This is a genomic window from Cupriavidus basilensis (assembly GCF_029335485.1).
GTDB classification, from domain to species: Bacteria; Pseudomonadota; Gammaproteobacteria; order Burkholderiales; family Burkholderiaceae; genus Cupriavidus; species Cupriavidus basilensis_E.
In genome coordinates, this window is record NZ_JARJLM010000683.1 from 1 (window position 1) to 16,072 (window position 16,072).

11 protein-coding genes and 1 pseudogene are annotated in these 16,072 nt (G+C 68.1%); 2 read left to right on the forward strand and 10 right to left on the reverse strand.

From position 1 onward, the window contains the following. Together P3W85_RS42050 and P3W85_RS42055 are read left to right on the forward strand one after the other, a co-directional pair. A partial coding sequence (locus P3W85_RS42050; protein ID WP_276269168.1) for a response regulator transcription factor occupies window positions 1-393 on the forward strand: 393 nt, incomplete at its 5' end. 115 nt (window positions 394-508) lie between these two features. Then, window positions 509-1,414, forward strand: coding sequence for a glycosyltransferase family 2 protein (locus P3W85_RS42055; protein ID WP_276269169.1), 906 nt, complete (start codon window positions 509-511; stop codon window positions 1,412-1,414). On the opposite strand, the gene P3W85_RS42060 is transcribed toward P3W85_RS42055, so the two are convergent. The 10 genes and pseudogenes from P3W85_RS42060 to P3W85_RS42105 all read right to left on the reverse strand — a co-directional run bounded on the left by P3W85_RS42060 (window position 1,381) and on the right by P3W85_RS42105 (window position 16,058). Beyond that, window positions 1,381-2,202, reverse strand: a complete 822-nt coding sequence (locus P3W85_RS42060; protein ID WP_276269170.1) for a class I SAM-dependent methyltransferase — start codon at window positions 2,200-2,202, stop codon at window positions 1,381-1,383. The two genes, P3W85_RS42055 and P3W85_RS42060, sit on opposite strands and share 34 nt — an antisense overlap. A gap of 76 nt (window positions 2,203-2,278) precedes the next feature. Further along, the gene (locus P3W85_RS42065; RefSeq protein WP_276269171.1) at window positions 2,279-3,550 is read right to left on the reverse strand and encodes a glycosyltransferase family 4 protein; all 1,272 of its coding nucleotides are present in this window, start codon (window positions 3,548-3,550) and stop codon (window positions 2,279-2,281) included. 9 nt (window positions 3,551-3,559) lie between these two features. Next, on the reverse strand, window positions 3,560-4,684 hold the full coding sequence (locus tag P3W85_RS42070) for a glycosyltransferase (RefSeq protein WP_276269172.1): 1,125 nt from the start codon (window positions 4,682-4,684) through the stop codon (window positions 3,560-3,562). Window positions 4,685-4,725: 41 nt separating this feature from the next. Next, the gene (locus tag P3W85_RS42075; RefSeq protein WP_017225902.1) at window positions 4,726-6,192 is read right to left on the reverse strand and encodes an oligosaccharide flippase family protein; all 1,467 of its coding nucleotides are present in this window, start codon (window positions 6,190-6,192) and stop codon (window positions 4,726-4,728) included. Continuing rightward, on the reverse strand, window positions 6,189-8,495 hold the full coding sequence (locus P3W85_RS42080) for a hypothetical protein (RefSeq protein WP_276269173.1): 2,307 nt from the start codon (window positions 8,493-8,495) through the stop codon (window positions 6,189-6,191). The genes P3W85_RS42075 and P3W85_RS42080 overlap by 4 nt, the downstream gene beginning before the upstream one ends. Window positions 8,496-8,556: 61 nt before the next feature. Next, a pseudogene (locus P3W85_RS42085) lies at window positions 8,557-9,720 on the reverse strand (glycosyltransferase family 4 protein); the annotation flags it as partial. 91 nt (window positions 9,721-9,811) lie between these two features. Further along, window positions 9,812-10,969, reverse strand: coding sequence for a glycosyltransferase family 4 protein (locus P3W85_RS42090; RefSeq protein WP_276269174.1), 1,158 nt, complete (start codon window positions 10,967-10,969; stop codon window positions 9,812-9,814). Between the two features lie 28 nt (window positions 10,970-10,997). Further along, window positions 10,998-12,194: a glycosyltransferase family 4 protein gene (locus P3W85_RS42095; protein ID WP_430869717.1), complete on the reverse strand. Its 1,197-nt coding sequence runs from the start codon at window positions 12,192-12,194 to the stop codon at window positions 10,998-11,000. Between the two features lie 38 nt (window positions 12,195-12,232). After that, window positions 12,233-13,672 (reverse strand): O-antigen ligase family protein, encoded by a 1,440-nt coding sequence (locus P3W85_RS42100; RefSeq protein ID WP_276269176.1) that lies wholly within the window; start codon window positions 13,670-13,672, stop codon window positions 12,233-12,235. A 70-nt stretch (window positions 13,673-13,742) separates the two neighbouring features. Beyond that, window positions 13,743-16,058, reverse strand: a complete 2,316-nt coding sequence (locus tag P3W85_RS42105) for a polysaccharide biosynthesis tyrosine autokinase (RefSeq protein ID WP_276269177.1) — start codon at window positions 16,056-16,058, stop codon at window positions 13,743-13,745. Between the last annotated feature and the right edge of the window lie 14 nt (window positions 16,059-16,072).

The window sequence follows — 16,072 nt, forward strand, 5'->3', positions numbered from 1 at the left end:
TGCGCCGCCGCGCCGCGCGCCACGTTGCGCAGCACGGCGGCAAGCACGCCATCGCAGGGGTCCCGCTCCGGCGATGCGGAACCCAGCTACGACGAAGCCGAGATGCTCAAGATCACGCCGCGCCAGTACGAAGTGCTGGTGCTGCTGGCGCGCGGACATCCCATCAAGACGGTCAGCCGCATGCTGAATATCTCGGTTGCCACCGTCAAGAGCCATGCCTGCACGCTCTACCAACGGCTCAAGGTACGCAACAAGGGCGAGGCGGTCTATGCCGCGCTCCAGCGCGGCGCCACACTGGACTGGGTGAGCGGAGACGAGCCCGCCACCCGCGCCGCTTCCGTGGTGAAGCGGCGCAGCGAAGCCAGCTACGCCGGCAGCGGCATCGCAGCCTGACCCGTGGCAGGCGCCGGGCGCGCGATCCACCGGCCAGTTGCTGGTGTGACCCGCCCGGCATCGTGCCTTCGTGGCCAGTACCGAACCTAACCGGCGCCGCTCGAGGGGGCTCCCCATGTCCACCGCATTCCTCCCGACCTTCTCCCTGTGCATCTGCACCCGCAACCGGCCTGCGGATTTGCGCCGTGCGCTGGCCTCTGCGCAGGCGTCGACCCTGGCCCTGCACCAGGTGATCGTGTCCGACGACAGCACCGACTACGCCACGCGGGAGATGATGCGCGCCGAATTCGCCTGGGTAACCTACCTGGAAGGCCCGCGCAGGGGCCTGTCGGCCAATCGCAACCGCGCACTGGCCGCCGCCACCGGCTCGCATATCCTGTTCATCGACGACGACGCCGCGCTCGCGCCGACCTTCCTGCAACAGATGTCCGAACGGATTGCCGACGACTATGTCAACCACGTAGCAGCCGGCGGCACCCCCGGCGAGCTGATCGTGACCGGCACCGAACTGTGCCACGGCGAACGCGTGCGGCCGCACAAGGGCGCCTTCCTGGGCTATCAGGAACTCAACTACGGCTACGGCGAGCCCATGTATTCGATCGTGATCAACAGCACGGTGTTTCCCCGTGAGTTGTTCCGCCGCATCGCCTTCGACGAACAGCTTGTCTACGGCTACGACGAGATCGATCTCGCCAGCCGCGCGGTATTCGCCTGCGGCTGCCGCATCGCGTGGCTGCCGAGCGCGGCCAACCATCACTTCCCGTCGCTGGCCAACCGCGACTACTACCAGCCGTTCACCGAGGCCTCGCGCATCTACACCACCTTCAAGCGCTATTGCTGGAGCCAGCGCCGCCCCGGCAAGGCAGCCCTGTTCCTGCTGCTGGCGGTGCCGCACAACCTGCTGCACAACCTCAGGGCGAACGGGCTGCGCGGCGCCGGATCGTTCTGGCGAACGACCCGGCTGGCCTGGGGCTATATCCGCGGCTATCAGGCCTCGAGCGGTTTGCGCGCGATAAAGTGAAACCACTTGATCTCGCGCGTATCGTCGCCGCGCCGCACCGCCTGCCCGGTCTCGTTGCCTAGCACGCGCTCCGTGACCAGCCCGGCTTTGGCCAGCTCCCCCAGCTGATGCGCCAGCGTGGTGAACTGGATCACCAAGCCAAAGTTGTGCGCGCCGCAGACGTGCACCGCGTAGCCATCGAAGTCCTGGTTGAACCGCGCGTTGCGCAGGTAGTTCCAGCTGGCTCCGGGCAGCGCATACATCATCTTGAGAATGCGCCACCCGTAGCGTGCCGGATTCCAGCTCCATTTGGGCAGATGCTTCCAGACGCTTTCGCGATAGCCGGGGCCGAGCATGTTGTGGGTGGAAAAGAGCAAGCGTCCGCCCGGCCGCAAGATGCGCGCGCTCTCCCGCAGGATGGCCCGGCGCCCTTCCATGTCGACGGCATCGATGCCGTTGTAGCTGAACATCACCAGGTCGAAACTGCCGTCCGCGAAGGCTGACATATCGCGCGCATCCATCTGCCGGAATGACACGCCAGGGTGGCGGGCACGGCAGACCTCCAGCAGCTCCGGCGTGTAGTCGATGCCGATATAGTTGCTGCTGATCGCCCGCATGATGGAAACCGTGCGGCCACCCCCCACCCCGATGTCCAGGATTGGCGCGCCTCTTGCCCGATCGCTTACCCAGGCGACCGCCGCGGCTTCTCCCCTGTCCGTCCAGCCATCCAGTTGCCCGAACCAGCCCAGCCATTTCTGCGCGGACCAGATCGCCCGGTTGATCTGGTCCATCTTCATATCGATGTTCATCGTGAACCCTCTCTCTGCGTAACCACCCGACGGTAAGGCGCATGCCGTCACCGTTATCCTCGGCACGGGGGAGCGGTCAGGCAGCAGGCGAATCGCGGGCGAACCGATGCGACCGGATCACGCCGGCGATCACACGATCGATGGCGGCGAGAATGGCTTGCGGAGCAAAGCGCAGGATCGCCGCGTCCAGCGCGTTGCCGGACAGCAGGTCGCGCTGTTCGTCATCGCACAAGCGGGCCAGTGCGTCGGCCAGCGCGCCGGCGTCTCCCGGCTGCACCAGCCAGCCGGTGACGCCGTGCTCGATGATCTCGGGCACGCCCCCGGCCGCCGTGGCCACCACCGGCTTGCGGGCCAGCATGCCTTCCACCACCACACGCCCGAACGGCTCGGGCGAGACCGAGGCATGCACGACCACGTCCACGCAGTGCATCAGGTCCGCCACGTCCTCGCGGAAGCCAAGGAACTGCACGCGGCCGCACAGGTCTGGCTCGGCGGCGCGCTCGCGCAGCGCCTGCTCGTAAGCGCCCTCGCCGAACAGGGCCGCGCCCACCAGCACGGCGGTCATGCCGGCCACGCGCGATACCGCCTCGAGCAGCACATGCTGCCCCTTCCACGGGGCCAGCCGGCCGAAGAGGCCAACCAGCAGCGTATCCGCCGGCAGGCCGTTAGCCGCGCGCAGCGCCTGCCGGTCGAGCGAGCGCGCGGCTTCGAAGGGCGCGGCATCGATGCCGTTGTGGATCACCTCGACGGGTATGCGGCCGCCCGTCAGCGTATCGAACGCGGCGGCGCTCGCCTGCGAGTTGGCGATCACCTGGTCCAGGCCGCGCGACAGGCAGCGAATGGCGAAGCGCTGGGCGCGGCCGAAATGCCCGGCGTCGACGATATCGCGCAGGTGCCAGATCACCGGACGCCGGTGCAGCCATCGGCCCAGCACCGCCACGGCCATCGCTTTCTGGGTGTTGGCGTAGACCACGTCCGCCTGCCTGGCACGCCTGGCCACGCGCCGCACCAGTCCCGGCAATGCCATCAGCGCGCGCAGCACCCCCGCGCCCAGGCCACGGGTGCGGATGGCGCCGATCGCGCCGCCGTCCTCCACGGCCACCTTCACGCCTTCGGCTTCCAGGCGCCGGCGGAAGGGGCCGTCCGACAGCAGCAGCACTTCGCCGTCGCCCCGCCGATGCCGCGCGATATCGAGCAGGCTCAGCTCAGCGCCGCCGAGCTCGCCGCTCTGATCGACGAATAACAGGGGGCGGCGCATCGCGCCCAGGCCGGCGGCGTCGCGGCCGAGGTCGCCACCGTCCGGCAGGGACGCCTCGCCGCTCAAGCCGGATTCGCGCAGGGCTTTCATGTGAGCTTCCTACTTTGCGCCGGCTTCCGCCCGGCGTGCCATGGCATCGTGCGTGGCGCCAGCCGACGGCTGCAGCAACTCGCGATAGACCTCCAGATAGTCCCGGTTCATGCGTGCCACTTCAAGCCAGCCGATGCCGGCACGGGCGCGCCTGCGCCAGTCGGCAAGCGCCGCCGGATTCTTCAACAGGCCTGTCATGGCCTGTGCCAGCAGTTCCGGCTGGCACACCGGCACCAACTGGCCGGCTGCGCCGAACTCGAGCACCTCGGGAATACCGCCGACGGCCGTACCGATCACCGCGCAGCCGGCTTCCCGCGCCTCGCTCAGCGCCAGGGGAAAAGCATCGCTGTGCGAGGCCAGCACAAACATATCGGCGGCGTGCAGATACGGGCGGGGATCCGCCACGAAGCCGGGAAAGTGCACCGCATCCGCTACCCCGAGCGTGGCGGCCAGCCCTGCGCATGCGAGCCGGTCCGGCCCGTCGCCCACGCAGTAGAGGTGTGCGCCGGGCACGGCGCGGCGAACGTCGGCAAATGCCACCACCAGGTCGAAGATGCCCTTGCGCCCATACATGCCCGACACCGTGACGATGCTGGGCGCGGCCAGCTCGATGGCGGGCGCCGGCGGCCGCTGCGCCTGCCGCGGCGAGCCAAGGGTGGCGTTGCGCACCACAGCAACCCGCTCGGCCGGCAAGCCGCTGCGCCGCAGATTGCCCCCCACGGCGCCGCTCACCGCCACCACGCGGTCGCCCATGCGCATCAGTTGGTTGCTGCGCTGGAATTCGCCGTGCATCGTCGTCACCAGCGGGTAGCGCGCGGCACGCGCGCGCCCGAGCCGCGCCAGGCAGGCGACCAGCGTGCCGGCGGCCATATGCGTGTGCACGATGTCGGGAGCAAACTCGCGCACCAGCGCGCGCAGCCCACGTACCGCGCGCGGCAGCGCCCAGGGGCGCCGCTGCGGCAGCACCGCGAAGCGCACGCCGTACTTGCACAGCAAGGCCTCGAAACCGCACGCTTCCGCTGCGATCGTCACCTCGTGCCCGGACGCGGCCTGCGCGCAAGCGAGATCGACCATGAGATTGACCATGCCGTTGCCGGTATCGCGCGCGTGATTCGCCAGGTGCAGGATTCTCATGGCTTCCTCCTTGCCATTCTTGTGGTCGATCTGTAGCCGCGCTAGCCGCGCCCGAGCCCGACGCGCTGCCACACTACCGCGGCCGCATCGCGAAAGCTCGCCGAACTGTGCAGCGACCAGGCCAGGTTCGCCGCAACCAGCCCCGCCCCGAGCGTCCACGCAATCAGCAACGGCGCCTGCGCGCTGGAAACCGCCAGTGCGACGATGATGAACATCAGGTGCGGCAGCATTTCCCGCAACGCGGCACGCACCGGCATGCGGGACAGGACGAGAGAAGCGGCATAATCGATCGTGCCGCGTGCCAGCACCGCCGTGCCCGCCCCGAGAATGCCGAAGCGCGACACCAGCAGCCAGAGCAGCAGCGCGAACACGGGCAACTGCAGCATCGACACATGGGCAACCGCTGCCTGCCGGTTCTGCGCCAGCATCAGCACGCGTGCGACCGTGGTCTGGCCAGCCAGCCACACGGCGACGATCATGATCCGCCCGACTTCGGCCGCGGCGGGAGACAGCTCCTGCCGGATCCACACATGAAGAAAGGGACCGAGCGTGAACATCGCGCCGATCGCCACCGGCGTAAACAGGTTGTTCAGGAACATCAGCGAGTGATACGCGGTTTCCCTGGCTTGCTCGGGGCGAGCCGCGGACAGCCGCGGAAACAGCGTGCGCGATAGCGCGCCCGCCAGCAGGTTGAGCCGGCTCACCAGGTTCTGCGGCACGGCGTAGTAGGTGACGAAGCGTGGCGTCTGCATCGCGCCCACCACCAGCCGGTCGAGCGAATCGCCGATCATATTGGCCACCACCGCGAGCTGGAGCCAGCGGCCGTAGGCAAACAGTTCGCGCATGCAGGCGCGCTCCGGCGGGGCCATGCGCGTCAGCCCCAATACGCGCCAGGTGGCCGCGCCGAGCATCAGCGACGCCACGATGCGCGCCGCCACCGACGCCATGATCGCCACCTGCAAAGTGGGGGCCAAAGTGAACGCCATCACCACCGGCAGCACCTGGAACAGCACGGTACCGATGGTCTGGTTGGTATTGAACACCGAGAAACGCTCGGCTGCGCTGATCGATCCGGCGAAGACCAGCGACAGGTTGCCAACCGGGATCGACAGCGCAACCCATGGCAGCGCGGCCGCCACTTCACCCAGCAGAGCCGGCGGAACCTGCGTGCCCCAGTTAAAATAGGCCCCGGCCGAAGCCCACAGCGCGGCGCCACCGGCACAGCCGGTGGCGAGATTGAACCAGCATGCGCTCCAGAACGTCCGGCTGACCTCGTCCGCGTCGCCCGCGGCGAGCGCGCGCGAGATGCGATTCTCGCTGGCCAGGCTGATGCCGAAGTCCATGACGGCGAAGTAGCCCACCAGCACCCACACCAGCGTGATCACGCCAAAACGGTCGAGGCCGAGCGCCTTGATGTACAGCGGCACGGTCACCAGCGACACGAAAGTCGGCAATATCAGTCCCGCGAAATTGATCAGCAGGTTGCGCCGCATGGAGGTATCGATCATCGCAAGCCCGCCACTTTCCGGCCCGCGCACGACGGATGTACCTGCGTCTGCGCCTGCTGCACCACACCCGACGGCGGCTGCAGCCGGTACATGAGATTCTTGCCGTGGGCATCTTCCTCGACGAAGACCAGGTACTCGCCGTCATCGCGCCTGAGCGCCGTGATCGGCATCGGCATATCCACCCAGCCGCTTTCGCAGCCCACCTCCGGCCCGGGCGTCATCACGCCAACCTGGCGCGAGGAACGGTTGTCGATCACCCGGACATGCGCGTTGCGCGCTTCCACCAGGAACAGATAATCGCCGGCGATGGCAAACCCTTCGGTCCCGTTCTCGCTGATGGCACCGGGCAGCCTGTCGACATCGAGCACGTAGCGCGGCACCGGTGCGCCGGTGCTCCAGTGGTCGTAGCGCGCGATCACCCGCCCGGTCGAGTCCCAGTTGGCGGCCTCGTAAGGCTTTTGCGCGGTGGCGCCGGAAAGGTACATGGTGTCGGACTCGGGAAAATACTGCAGGCGCTGGATGCGGGTGAAGGGAGGCGGCATCCGGCTCTTTTCAACGTGCTCGAAGCTGTATTTCGGGTTGCCGTTGCGATCCAGCCCCTGCAGCCTGAAGCGGCGGATGCCCTGCGCAAAGGAGCCCAGCCACACATCCCCGCGGCTATCCACCCACCAGGCCTGCATGGGCGCGCCGTCGCCGCTGGGGCTGCGCTCGAACTCATCCGGCTGGAAGCGTCCGTCGCCGTTGCCATCGCGCCAGATCCATTCCCCAGCCGGCGGCTGGTGGGGCGGCCACGCCCCATCGATATGGCGAAGCGAGAAAAAGCCGGCCGGCACCGCGACTTCGCCATGGGACCGATCGAAGCGATAGACCTTGAGGTACTTGGCATGGCGGTCGGTGAAAAAGCCGAACAGCCGGCCCTGGATGCGCCGCATCAGCGGCACGCCACGCCCGTCGGCGGCATCGGACAACGCCGCATCCTCCGGATAGCGAAACGGGTCCACGGTAATGGCGGCGTAGGACCACTCGCTGCCCGGCACCGTCTTGTCGAGATCGAGCCGGAAGCGCCGCGTACCCGCGTAGACTTCGTCCGGCCGCGCGGGGTCGGCGTGCACCGCGTCGAGGAAGAGCAGGCCCTGCAGGTTCCAGCGGCGTTGCCCGTCCGGGGCGTAGCTTTCGAGCACCACGCCAAAATTGGCGGCGCCCGCGTGCAAGGGACGAGGGCCTACGCCGTTCATGGCCACGTAGATATTGCCCTGGCCATCCACCGCGAGCGCGCTCAGGCCATGGAACCGATGCACCCCTGTGCTGCCCGGCGGGACCGCTCCCGCGCTGGCGCCGCCGGCAAAGGCGCCGCCACGCTCGCCCAGTTCGCCGGCCGGCCGCACGGTGTCGCCGCGCACCTCGAACAACATCAGGTTCTGCCGTGGCCCGTTATCGGCCACGATCAGCCGCTGGTCCGGCGTCAACGCCAGATCGACCGGCAGGCTGCCCTCCGGCAGGGGCGCCACCAGGCCGCGCTGCCCCTGCCGGTTGAAGCGCACCACGGTACGGCCCCTGGCCGCGCAGCAGTTCAGGATCGCCCACACGTTGCCGTCGCCGTCGACCGCGATCCGGCCGGGCTGCGGTGCGGGCCAGCGCGCGAGCCGCTGCATGCTCTGGCTGTCATAGAGTTCGATGGCATCGCGATAGGTGTTGGCGACATACAGCACGCCGTTGCGCACGGCCAGCCCGCGTGGACTGCCGTCGCGCCTTTGTTCCACGGCATTGAGCACCAGGAAGCTGTTCCGCGTTGGCCCGCCGACGTTGCCGACGCCGCCCGCGAACGGCGCACCCAGCTCCGGCCTGGCAAGATGCCGGCGGCTCACGCCGTACCAGGCGAGATCGCGGCCGGGGTAGCCCGGCTTGCCCGCCTGCGTATTGCCCACATTGGTGATACGCGCGGCGGCGAACAGGTATCCGTCGCCCACGGCAATGGCGTCGCCGCCATTGTTGCCCCAACCGTGCGTGCTCTCGGCCACGCCGACGACGCCCCCGTTGCGGATCATCGTGATCTCGCCGCCGCCTTCGTCCCAGAGCGCGTTGGTAAACAGGATGCCGTCCGGCGTCACCGCCAGCGCCTCCACGGAGTTCGGCGTCCAGCGCCGATCGCCGAAGCCGTACGTATTGCCCAGCCACGAGGTGCGGTAGCTCAACCCGCCGCCCAACTCGCCGCTCAACTCGCCGCACAGGACGCCGCTCGCCAGCGCCATGGCCCCGAGCAGCAACGCGCCGGCCCGCAGCAGCCGCGTGACGCTGTCAGCCATCGCGCCCCCCCGCGAGGCGGTCGAGTTCGTCGTCGATGGCATCGCCAGGCACGGCAGCCGGGCGGCGCACGGGCGTCGCCGCAACAGTGCCGGACAGGCGCGCCGCATCGCGCTCGCGCGCACTGGCAACGAAGCCGCTCAGCGCTTCGCGGAAATGCTCGACCGAATACTGCTCGGCATTGAGGCGGCAGTATGCCGCCGTGAAATTCCCGGCATTGCGCTCGAAGCGCTCCACCGCCGCCACGATCGACGGGACCGACTGCTGGTAGAAGAACAAGCCGGTGGGCATCAGGCTCGTCTCGTCGCACACGGTCTCCAGCGCGCCACCGCGGCCAAAGGCAATGACCGGCGTGCCGCAGGCCTGCGCCTCCACCAGCGAAATGCCGAAGTCTTCTTCCGCGGCGAAGACAAAGGCCCGCGCGCGCTGCATATGCGCGACCACCGAGGCAAAGGGCTGATGGCCAAGGACCTGCACATTGGCCCCGGCAACGCCACGCACCCTCTCCATCTCGGGGCCATCCCCTATAATCACCAGCCTGCGCTGCGGCATGGCCGCGAAAGCCTCGGCAATCAACGGCACGCGCTTGTACGGCACCATGCGCGATACCGTCAGGTAGAAATCCTCCTTCTGCAACATCGGCCGGAACGACTCGATATCGACGGGCGGATGAATCACGCTCGCGCTGCGGCCATAGACCTTGCGGATGCGGCGCGCCACGAACCTGGAGTTGGCGATGTAGTAGTCCACGCCGTCCGCGGTGCGCGAATCCCAGGTGCGGATATAGTGCAACAGCACGCGCGCCAGCACCGAGCGTACCCCCGACTGCAGGTTGCTCTCGCGCAGGTACTGGTGCTGGAGATCCCACGCGTAGCGGATCGGCGTATGCACATAGCTGATGTGCAGCTGGTCGGGCCCGGTCAGGATGCCCTTGGCCACCGCATGGGAGCTGGAGATGACGATGTCATAGCTCGACACGTCGAGTTGCTCGATCGCCAGCGGCATCAGGGGCAGGTAGTTCCTGTAATGCGTGCGTGCCATCGGCAGCCGCTGGATAAAGCTCGTGGTGGCGGCATGGCCATGCAGGAAGTCGCGCTCCTCGGCGAAGTCGATCAGGCTGAACAGGTCGGCCTCCGGATAGCAGAGCAGAATCTGCTCCAGCACTCGCTCGGCGCCTGCGCATGTCACCAGCCAGTCATGCACGATTGCGACTTTCATGGTTGTCATCCTTTGCTGTATTTCCGCTGGAGATGGTGGATGTCTTTCGGGTAGGGAATGCAGCGACCGCTGCGCATGGTGGGCATGATCGGTGTCATCCTCAGAACATGCCGAGGGCTTCGCGGTAAACCGCGGCCACCATGCCGGCGATCACAGGGATATCGAAGCCGGTGCGCGCATAGACCCGGCACGCCAGCTCGGTGGGTACGGCTATCACGCCGGTCAGCGCGTCTGCAATCCCTTGCGCCAGGGCTTTGGGCCCGCAAGAGGACAAGACGAGTTCGGTCGACAGCCCGCCTACGGCCTCGGGCAGTCCACCCACCGGCGTGACCAGCACCGGCGTCCCCGCCGCGAGCGATTCGAGGGTCGTCAGCCCGAATCCTTCCAGTTCCAGCGAAGGCACCACGCTCAGGTCGGCCGCGCGGTAGGCCAGCGGAAGATGCGCGTCGGGCAGCGAGCCAAGCAGCCGTACGTGATCGCCAAGCCCGAGCTCGTCGACACGCCGGCGCAACTCCGCTTCCAGCGGGCCGCGGCCAACGATCAGCAGCATCACATCCGGAATGCGCTTGCGCAGCAGGACGCAGGCATCGATCAGGTCCTCCAGGCCCATGCGCCTGACCAGGCGCCGTATCGACATCACCAGCGGACGGTCGGTCGGCAGGCCCAATGCCTGGCGCGCGGTGCGCCTGTCCATCTCGCTGCCGAAGCGGGCATAGTCGACGCAACCCGGGACAATGCGGATGCGCGAGGGATCCACGCGATAGCGCGTCTCCAGCACGCGCGCGAATGCGTTCGACAGCACGATATGCAAGTGGCACCGGCTATAGACGATTTGCTCCATCCGGTACTGGATATGGCTGGCGGCCCGCATCACGCCTTCGGCGTGGTTCTCGTCGGCCCATGGCCCATGGAAATGCATCACCGTGGGGTAGCCACGGATCAGGTCGAGGCCCGGCAGGGTGTACAGCGCAAAATGGGAGGCGATCAGGTCGGGCTTCTCGCGTGCCAGCATCTCGCGCATGGTATTGCGCGCCCGTACCAGGCGCAGCGGCATGGTGGCGCCCGGCCGCGAGAACGAGGCGATGGCGCCGCCGGTATCGCTGGCAGCGGCACCGGAGCCCGCCACCATCCCGCGTACATTGACACCGGCCCCTGGCAGCGCTCCGGTGAGCGTATGGAACACGCGATCGAGCCCGCCGGCACGCTCGGGGAACCAGTGCATGCCGATCTCGAACACCCGCAACAATGAGGCTGTCATGAAGAGTATTTCCCTGTGGGGCGATTGACTACCTGGTGGCCTCCGCGGCCCCGCCGGACGCCATCCGATGGCGGGCGTCCGGTGGCCTGTTTTCCTGCTCGGTACTCGACAGGCGCCGGTATAGCGCCAGGTATTGCTCTCCCATCGCAGCCCAGCCCCGTGGCAGCATGGCGGCCCGAGCTGCGGCGCCCATGCACCGTGTACGCTGCGGCTCGGCGGTGCACGCGCGGATCGCCCCCGCCAGGGCCGCGGCGTCGTCGGGGTCCGCCAGCACCACGCCGGCGGCGTCCGGCACCAGGCCCGACGCGCCCGTGGTACGCGCGGTGATCACTGCCAGTCCGCTGGCCATGGCTTCCAGCACCACCAGCCCCATGGGCTCGTAGCGCGACGGAAAGACCAGCACGTCGCAGCAGCGCATCAGCGCCGGCATTGCCGACACGTGCCCGAGAAAATGCACGCGCCGCGCCAGGCCGAGTTCGGCGGCCATCCGTGGATAGGGGCTGCCTTGCGCCTGGCCTGCAACCGCCAGCGCCACGTTGTCCGGCCCCAGCGCCAGCGCCGCCAGTACGGTGTCCAGGTTCTTGCGCGGCGTGCGCAGGTCGCCGGCAAAGAGCAGCAGAGGCACACCTGGCGGCAGCCCGAAGCCGGCCCGGTCGCCGTTGCCCGGGCGGAACTCCGCCGTGTCCACGCCATTGGCGATCGTCTCGATACGCCCGGCGTCGACACCGATCTGCGCCAGCTCGCCGGCAATTCTCGGCGACACCGCGACCACCGCGCGCGCGCGGCGGAAGGCATGTCCCTCCAGCCAGGCGTTGATGCGGGTGTACAACAACTGGTACCCGCTATACGGCCCCCCGCGCAGCGTGAAGGGATAGTGCGGCGAACGCAGCCATCCTCCGTGCACGAAGTGCGCGGTATTGACGTCGGCACGCGCCCACGTGATGAATCCGTTCACATGCAAGATGTCGAAGCCATGGCGCCGTCCCATCAGCCACCAGGCGCTCCTGGCTGCGAATACCTGGTAGCGCAGCAGGGCGGTCGGCCACCCGCCTGCACTCACGCGCACCCAGCGCACATGCGGATGCGCGCGCCACTGCGCGGCCACATGGCTGGCCAGCAGGGTCACCTCGCAGCCGGCGGCGAGCGCCGCCACCACGATCTCGTGATTGACGCGGCCCTGGCCATCGTTGCGGTCGACCACGTGCGTGACGATGGCGATGCGCAAGCCCGGCCCGATCGCGCCCGCTGGCATGGCGGACGTGCTCACGATGCCCCCCGCGTGGCGACCATGCGCCCATAGCGGTGCCCGATCACGGGCAGCATCACGCCGAGCTGGAACAGCAAGCCGCCGAAGCCGTTGAGCGAGTTGTCGAAGACCATCATGGCCAGCAGCGCGATCGCCACCCCGACCCCTGCCGAGATCACCCGGTTGGACTTCTGCGTCAGGCCCCGGCGCACGGCCCGCCCAAGCAGCCAGAGCAAGCCGGTGGCGTACATCAGCGTGCCCGGCCAGCCGAGCACGAAGGGCACTTCCATCAGTCCGCTGTCGAACACGCCGTAGCGGCCGAGCTGGCTGGTGGACGAGTCGAGCTTGGTGGCCAGGCCGACGGATCCAAACCCCTGTCCGGAGATATCGTTCAGGGCAACCGAGAGGAAGTTGCCGTAGAACTCGGCGCGCGTCTGGAAGCTGTGATCGTTCTGGAGATCGGCGACGCTCTGCATGGAAGTGAGCACGGTCCCGGAGAATTCCTGCAGCGCGAATACCGGGACCGCCAGCGCGGCCACCAGCAGCGCGCCCAGCAGGACCCGGATGCGCAGCTTGCGCTCGATACACGCCAGCGCATAGATAGCCCCGACCAACAGTCCGCCCCAGCAGGAACGCACCACCGTCAGCAGCAGCGCCACCAGGCCGATCAGCGCTGCCAGCCATACCAGCTTGCCGCGCCCGGCCAGCATGAACAGCAGCCCGCCCATCAGCATGACGGCAAACGGGCCCGCCGAGTTCATCGTACTGCTGACACGGATGGCATAGGGTATCGGCTCGCCGAGCGAGCCCATGCCGGCGTGCAGCATCCAGAAAACATCCCAGGGTGGCACCAGCGCGAACTGGATGAAGGCATAGACACCCGTGACGATGAGACCCCAGGTGAAGGTGACCACCAGCGAGCGGGCATAGCCCGGGTACGACCGCCAGGTGGCGAGGACATGGAAGCCGACCAGGATCGGCATCGTCCATCCGACGAAGCTGTAGAGCGCGGAGAGCGGCCCGTTGCGCATGATGCCGATCGCGAGTCCGTAGCACAGCGCCAGCAGGATCAGCACGGTAGGAAAGGCGCGGCGGGTGGCCAGCACGCGGACATGGGTGAGAAGGGTAAGTCCGCTCAGCATGGCGACGATCAGCGGTGCCGTTTGTATCGGGCTGAAGGGACTGTAGCTGCCGTTGATGAAGTCTGCGATGCGGCGCACCTCGGGTGTCAGGAAAAACAGCCACAGCAGGTAGGAGAGGTAATGCGCCGGATTGCGCCGATAGATGTGGATGCCGATCCCAACGGCGCCCAGCGGAAAGAGCACATCGATGGCGCGGCCCTGGCCCAGCAGCGCGAGCCCCAGCATCAGGGCCAGGAAGCACACCGGCAGCGCCGCCGGCTGCAACTGTCGGCCCGTGCCGGCATGCCCGGGTTCCACGGTCACGGCGGCGTTCATGCTCCGGCCCTCCCGCGACGGGAACCGCTGGCCGGGCGGAGAGGCCGCGGCACCGCGGCGCGTGCAATGCTCACAGTGCGCCTCCCGCGGCGCTTGCCAATTGCTCGTCGATGCCACGGCGGTGCGGCCTGGCCTCGCGTTCATCCACCGTGTTGAGAATGCCGCCCGCCACATTGGCGCCCGCACGCTGGAGCTTCTTGACTGCTTCCAGGATCTGCTGCTCGGTGTGGGCACCGGCTCTCAGCACCACCACCGCGGCGCCGGCCAGCCCCGCCACCGGCAACGCGTCGTTGAAATCCAGCACGGGCGGCGTGTCGATGATGATCAGATCGTAGGCACGCTCGTAGGACTCGATCGCCTGGCGCAGGCGCAGGCTCATCAGCAGCTCGGCGGGCGTGGCGTTGTAGTTGCCGGCGGGCACCAGCCACAGGTTCGGCACGCCGGTCGGCACCACCGCCTCCTTGACGTCGATACGGCCGGCCAGCAGCTCCGACAGCCCCATGCCGCTGGCGCGGTTGAAGTAGCCCGACAGGCGCTGGCGGCGCAGGTCGGCGTCGATCAGCAGTACGCGGCGATCGGACTTGGCCAGCAGCGTGCCGAGATTGGACGTGACGAAGCTCTTGCCCACGCCAGCAGTGGCCCCGACCATGGCGACCACCCGGTGCGGCATCTGCTCCACGGCGAACTGGAACTGCGTGCAGATCCCGCACAGCGCCTCGATGGCAGCGTCATGCGGCCGGTTCTCGGCGAGCACGGGCCGGGTGGCGGCGGGCAGCCATTCGTCGATCCGTACCGAAGGGCCGGGCGCCTCGCCTGCGGCCAGTTCCACCGGCGGCGGCAATTCGCCGATCTCATGCGGCACCACCCTGGAGTAATCCTCCAGCCGGCTTTGCGCCGGGCTGAACGGGATGCTCCCGAACATCGGCAGGGCGACGCGGCGCTCGATCTCCTCCAGCTCGCGCATGCGGCCGAAGATGGCGCGGCGGGCGAACACCGCCATGATGCTGATCAGGAAGCCGAGGATCGCGCCGGCCACGATGATCAGCCCGCGCTTGGGCTTGACCGGCGTCGACGGCAGCATGGCCTCGTCCAGCACATGCACGTTGCCCACCATCCCGGCGCGGTTGATCATCAGCTCCTGCGACTTGTTCTGCAGCGAGATGTAGATCTCCTGCGCGATCTTCACGTCGCGCTCCATGCGCAGGCCGGCCTTCTCCGACGCCGGCATATCGTGGAAGCGCCGCTCGAAGCTGTGCTTCTGTTCCTCCAGCAGGCCGAGCTGCTGGTCGATGTTCTGGATGCTGGCATTGCCCGGCAGGAAGTTCTGCAACAGCTGGGTCCGCCGCAACCGTAGCGCGGCAATCTGCCGCTCCAGGTCGAGGCCGCCCTGCAGGTAGGACTGCGCCTCGGTGGTGGGCCGCACCGCACCCTGGCGTTGCTGCAGGCTGGCCAGTTTATCCTCGGCCTTTTCCAGGTCGGCACGCACGCGCGGCACCTCGGTGTTGAGGAAGTCCAGCGTGCGCGCGGTTTCTTCCTGGCGGCGCTCGAGGTTCTGCCGCACATAGGACTGGACCACCGCGTTGGTGATGCTCATGGCCGTGACCGGATTGCTGCTCTCCATCGACAGTTGCACGATGCCGGTCTGCTTGCCCTGCTCGCCGACCATCAGCGCCTTGCCCAGGCCGCCGATGGCTGACAGCTGATTGCTGCGCACCACGGTGAACTCGGTACCGGGACGCGCCACCAGGCTGGCGATGCGGATCGATAGCCCGTTCTGCTCAAGCAGTTCTCCTGCCTTGCCCTCCACCAGCGGCGCGCCACCCGGGCCGAACAGCGCATAGCGCCCGTCCTCCAGCGCACGCAGCAGCAGCGGCTCGCCCTCCAGCCCGGCCGGCACGGTAAGCGACTCGACATCGACCTGCTCGCCACCCCAGGCGTAGCGCGGCAAGCCGAACCACGGCTCCGACGGCTCGCCCGGCGTAGCGAAGCGCCCCGTCAGCGCTCCCAGCAACGGCACCGCCACCGGCGTCACCGAGATATTGAGCCGGAACGCGTTGACCACGGGCTCGAGCACCGAGCGGCTGCGGATGATCTCGATCTCCGCCTCGGTCGGCACCATCGTGCCCGTGCCCGCGCCCATCATCTGGGTGGCGCGCGCCAGCGGCATGGTGTCGGGGTTCTTGGCCTGCACCTGCACCAGCGCGTCCGCGGAATAGATGGCGGGCAACGAGTAGGCGTACAGGGCCGCCACCGCGCCAACGGCAACCGTAATGCCTACCACCCAGCCCAGTTGCTCGCGCATCATGCGGACGAGATCGCGCAGGATGAACTCGTCGTCGTCCAGTGGGAGCGGCGTGCCATAGGGCCGCTGGAATTGCGTATTCATGATGACTCCGTCTG

Excerpts from the sequence above, each read along its gene's own strand:
- P3W85_RS42055 (WP_276269169.1), top strand. The coding sequence starts at position 509 with ATGTCCACCGCATTCCTCCCGACCTTCTCCCTGTGCATCTGCACCCGC.
- P3W85_RS42060 (WP_276269170.1), bottom strand. The coding sequence starts at position 2,202 with ATGAACATCGATATGAAGATGGACCAGATCAACCGGGCGATCTGGTCC.
- P3W85_RS42065 (WP_276269171.1), bottom strand. The coding sequence starts at position 3,550 with ATGAAAGCCCTGCGCGAATCCGGCTTGAGCGGCGAGGCGTCCCTGCCG.
- P3W85_RS42070 (WP_276269172.1), bottom strand. The coding sequence starts at position 4,684 with ATGAGAATCCTGCACCTGGCGAATCACGCGCGCGATACCGGCAACGGC.
- P3W85_RS42075 (WP_017225902.1), bottom strand. The coding sequence starts at position 6,192 with ATGATCGATACCTCCATGCGGCGCAACCTGCTGATCAATTTCGCGGGA.
- P3W85_RS42080 (WP_276269173.1), bottom strand. The coding sequence starts at position 8,495 with ATGGCTGACAGCGTCACGCGGCTGCTGCGGGCCGGCGCGTTGCTGCTC.
- P3W85_RS42090 (WP_276269174.1), bottom strand. The coding sequence starts at position 10,969 with ATGACAGCCTCATTGTTGCGGGTGTTCGAGATCGGCATGCACTGGTTC.
- P3W85_RS42100 (WP_276269176.1), bottom strand. The coding sequence starts at position 13,672 with ATGAACGCCGCCGTGACCGTGGAACCCGGGCATGCCGGCACGGGCCGA.
- P3W85_RS42105 (WP_276269177.1), bottom strand. The coding sequence starts at position 16,058 with ATGAATACGCAATTCCAGCGGCCCTATGGCACGCCGCTCCCACTGGAC.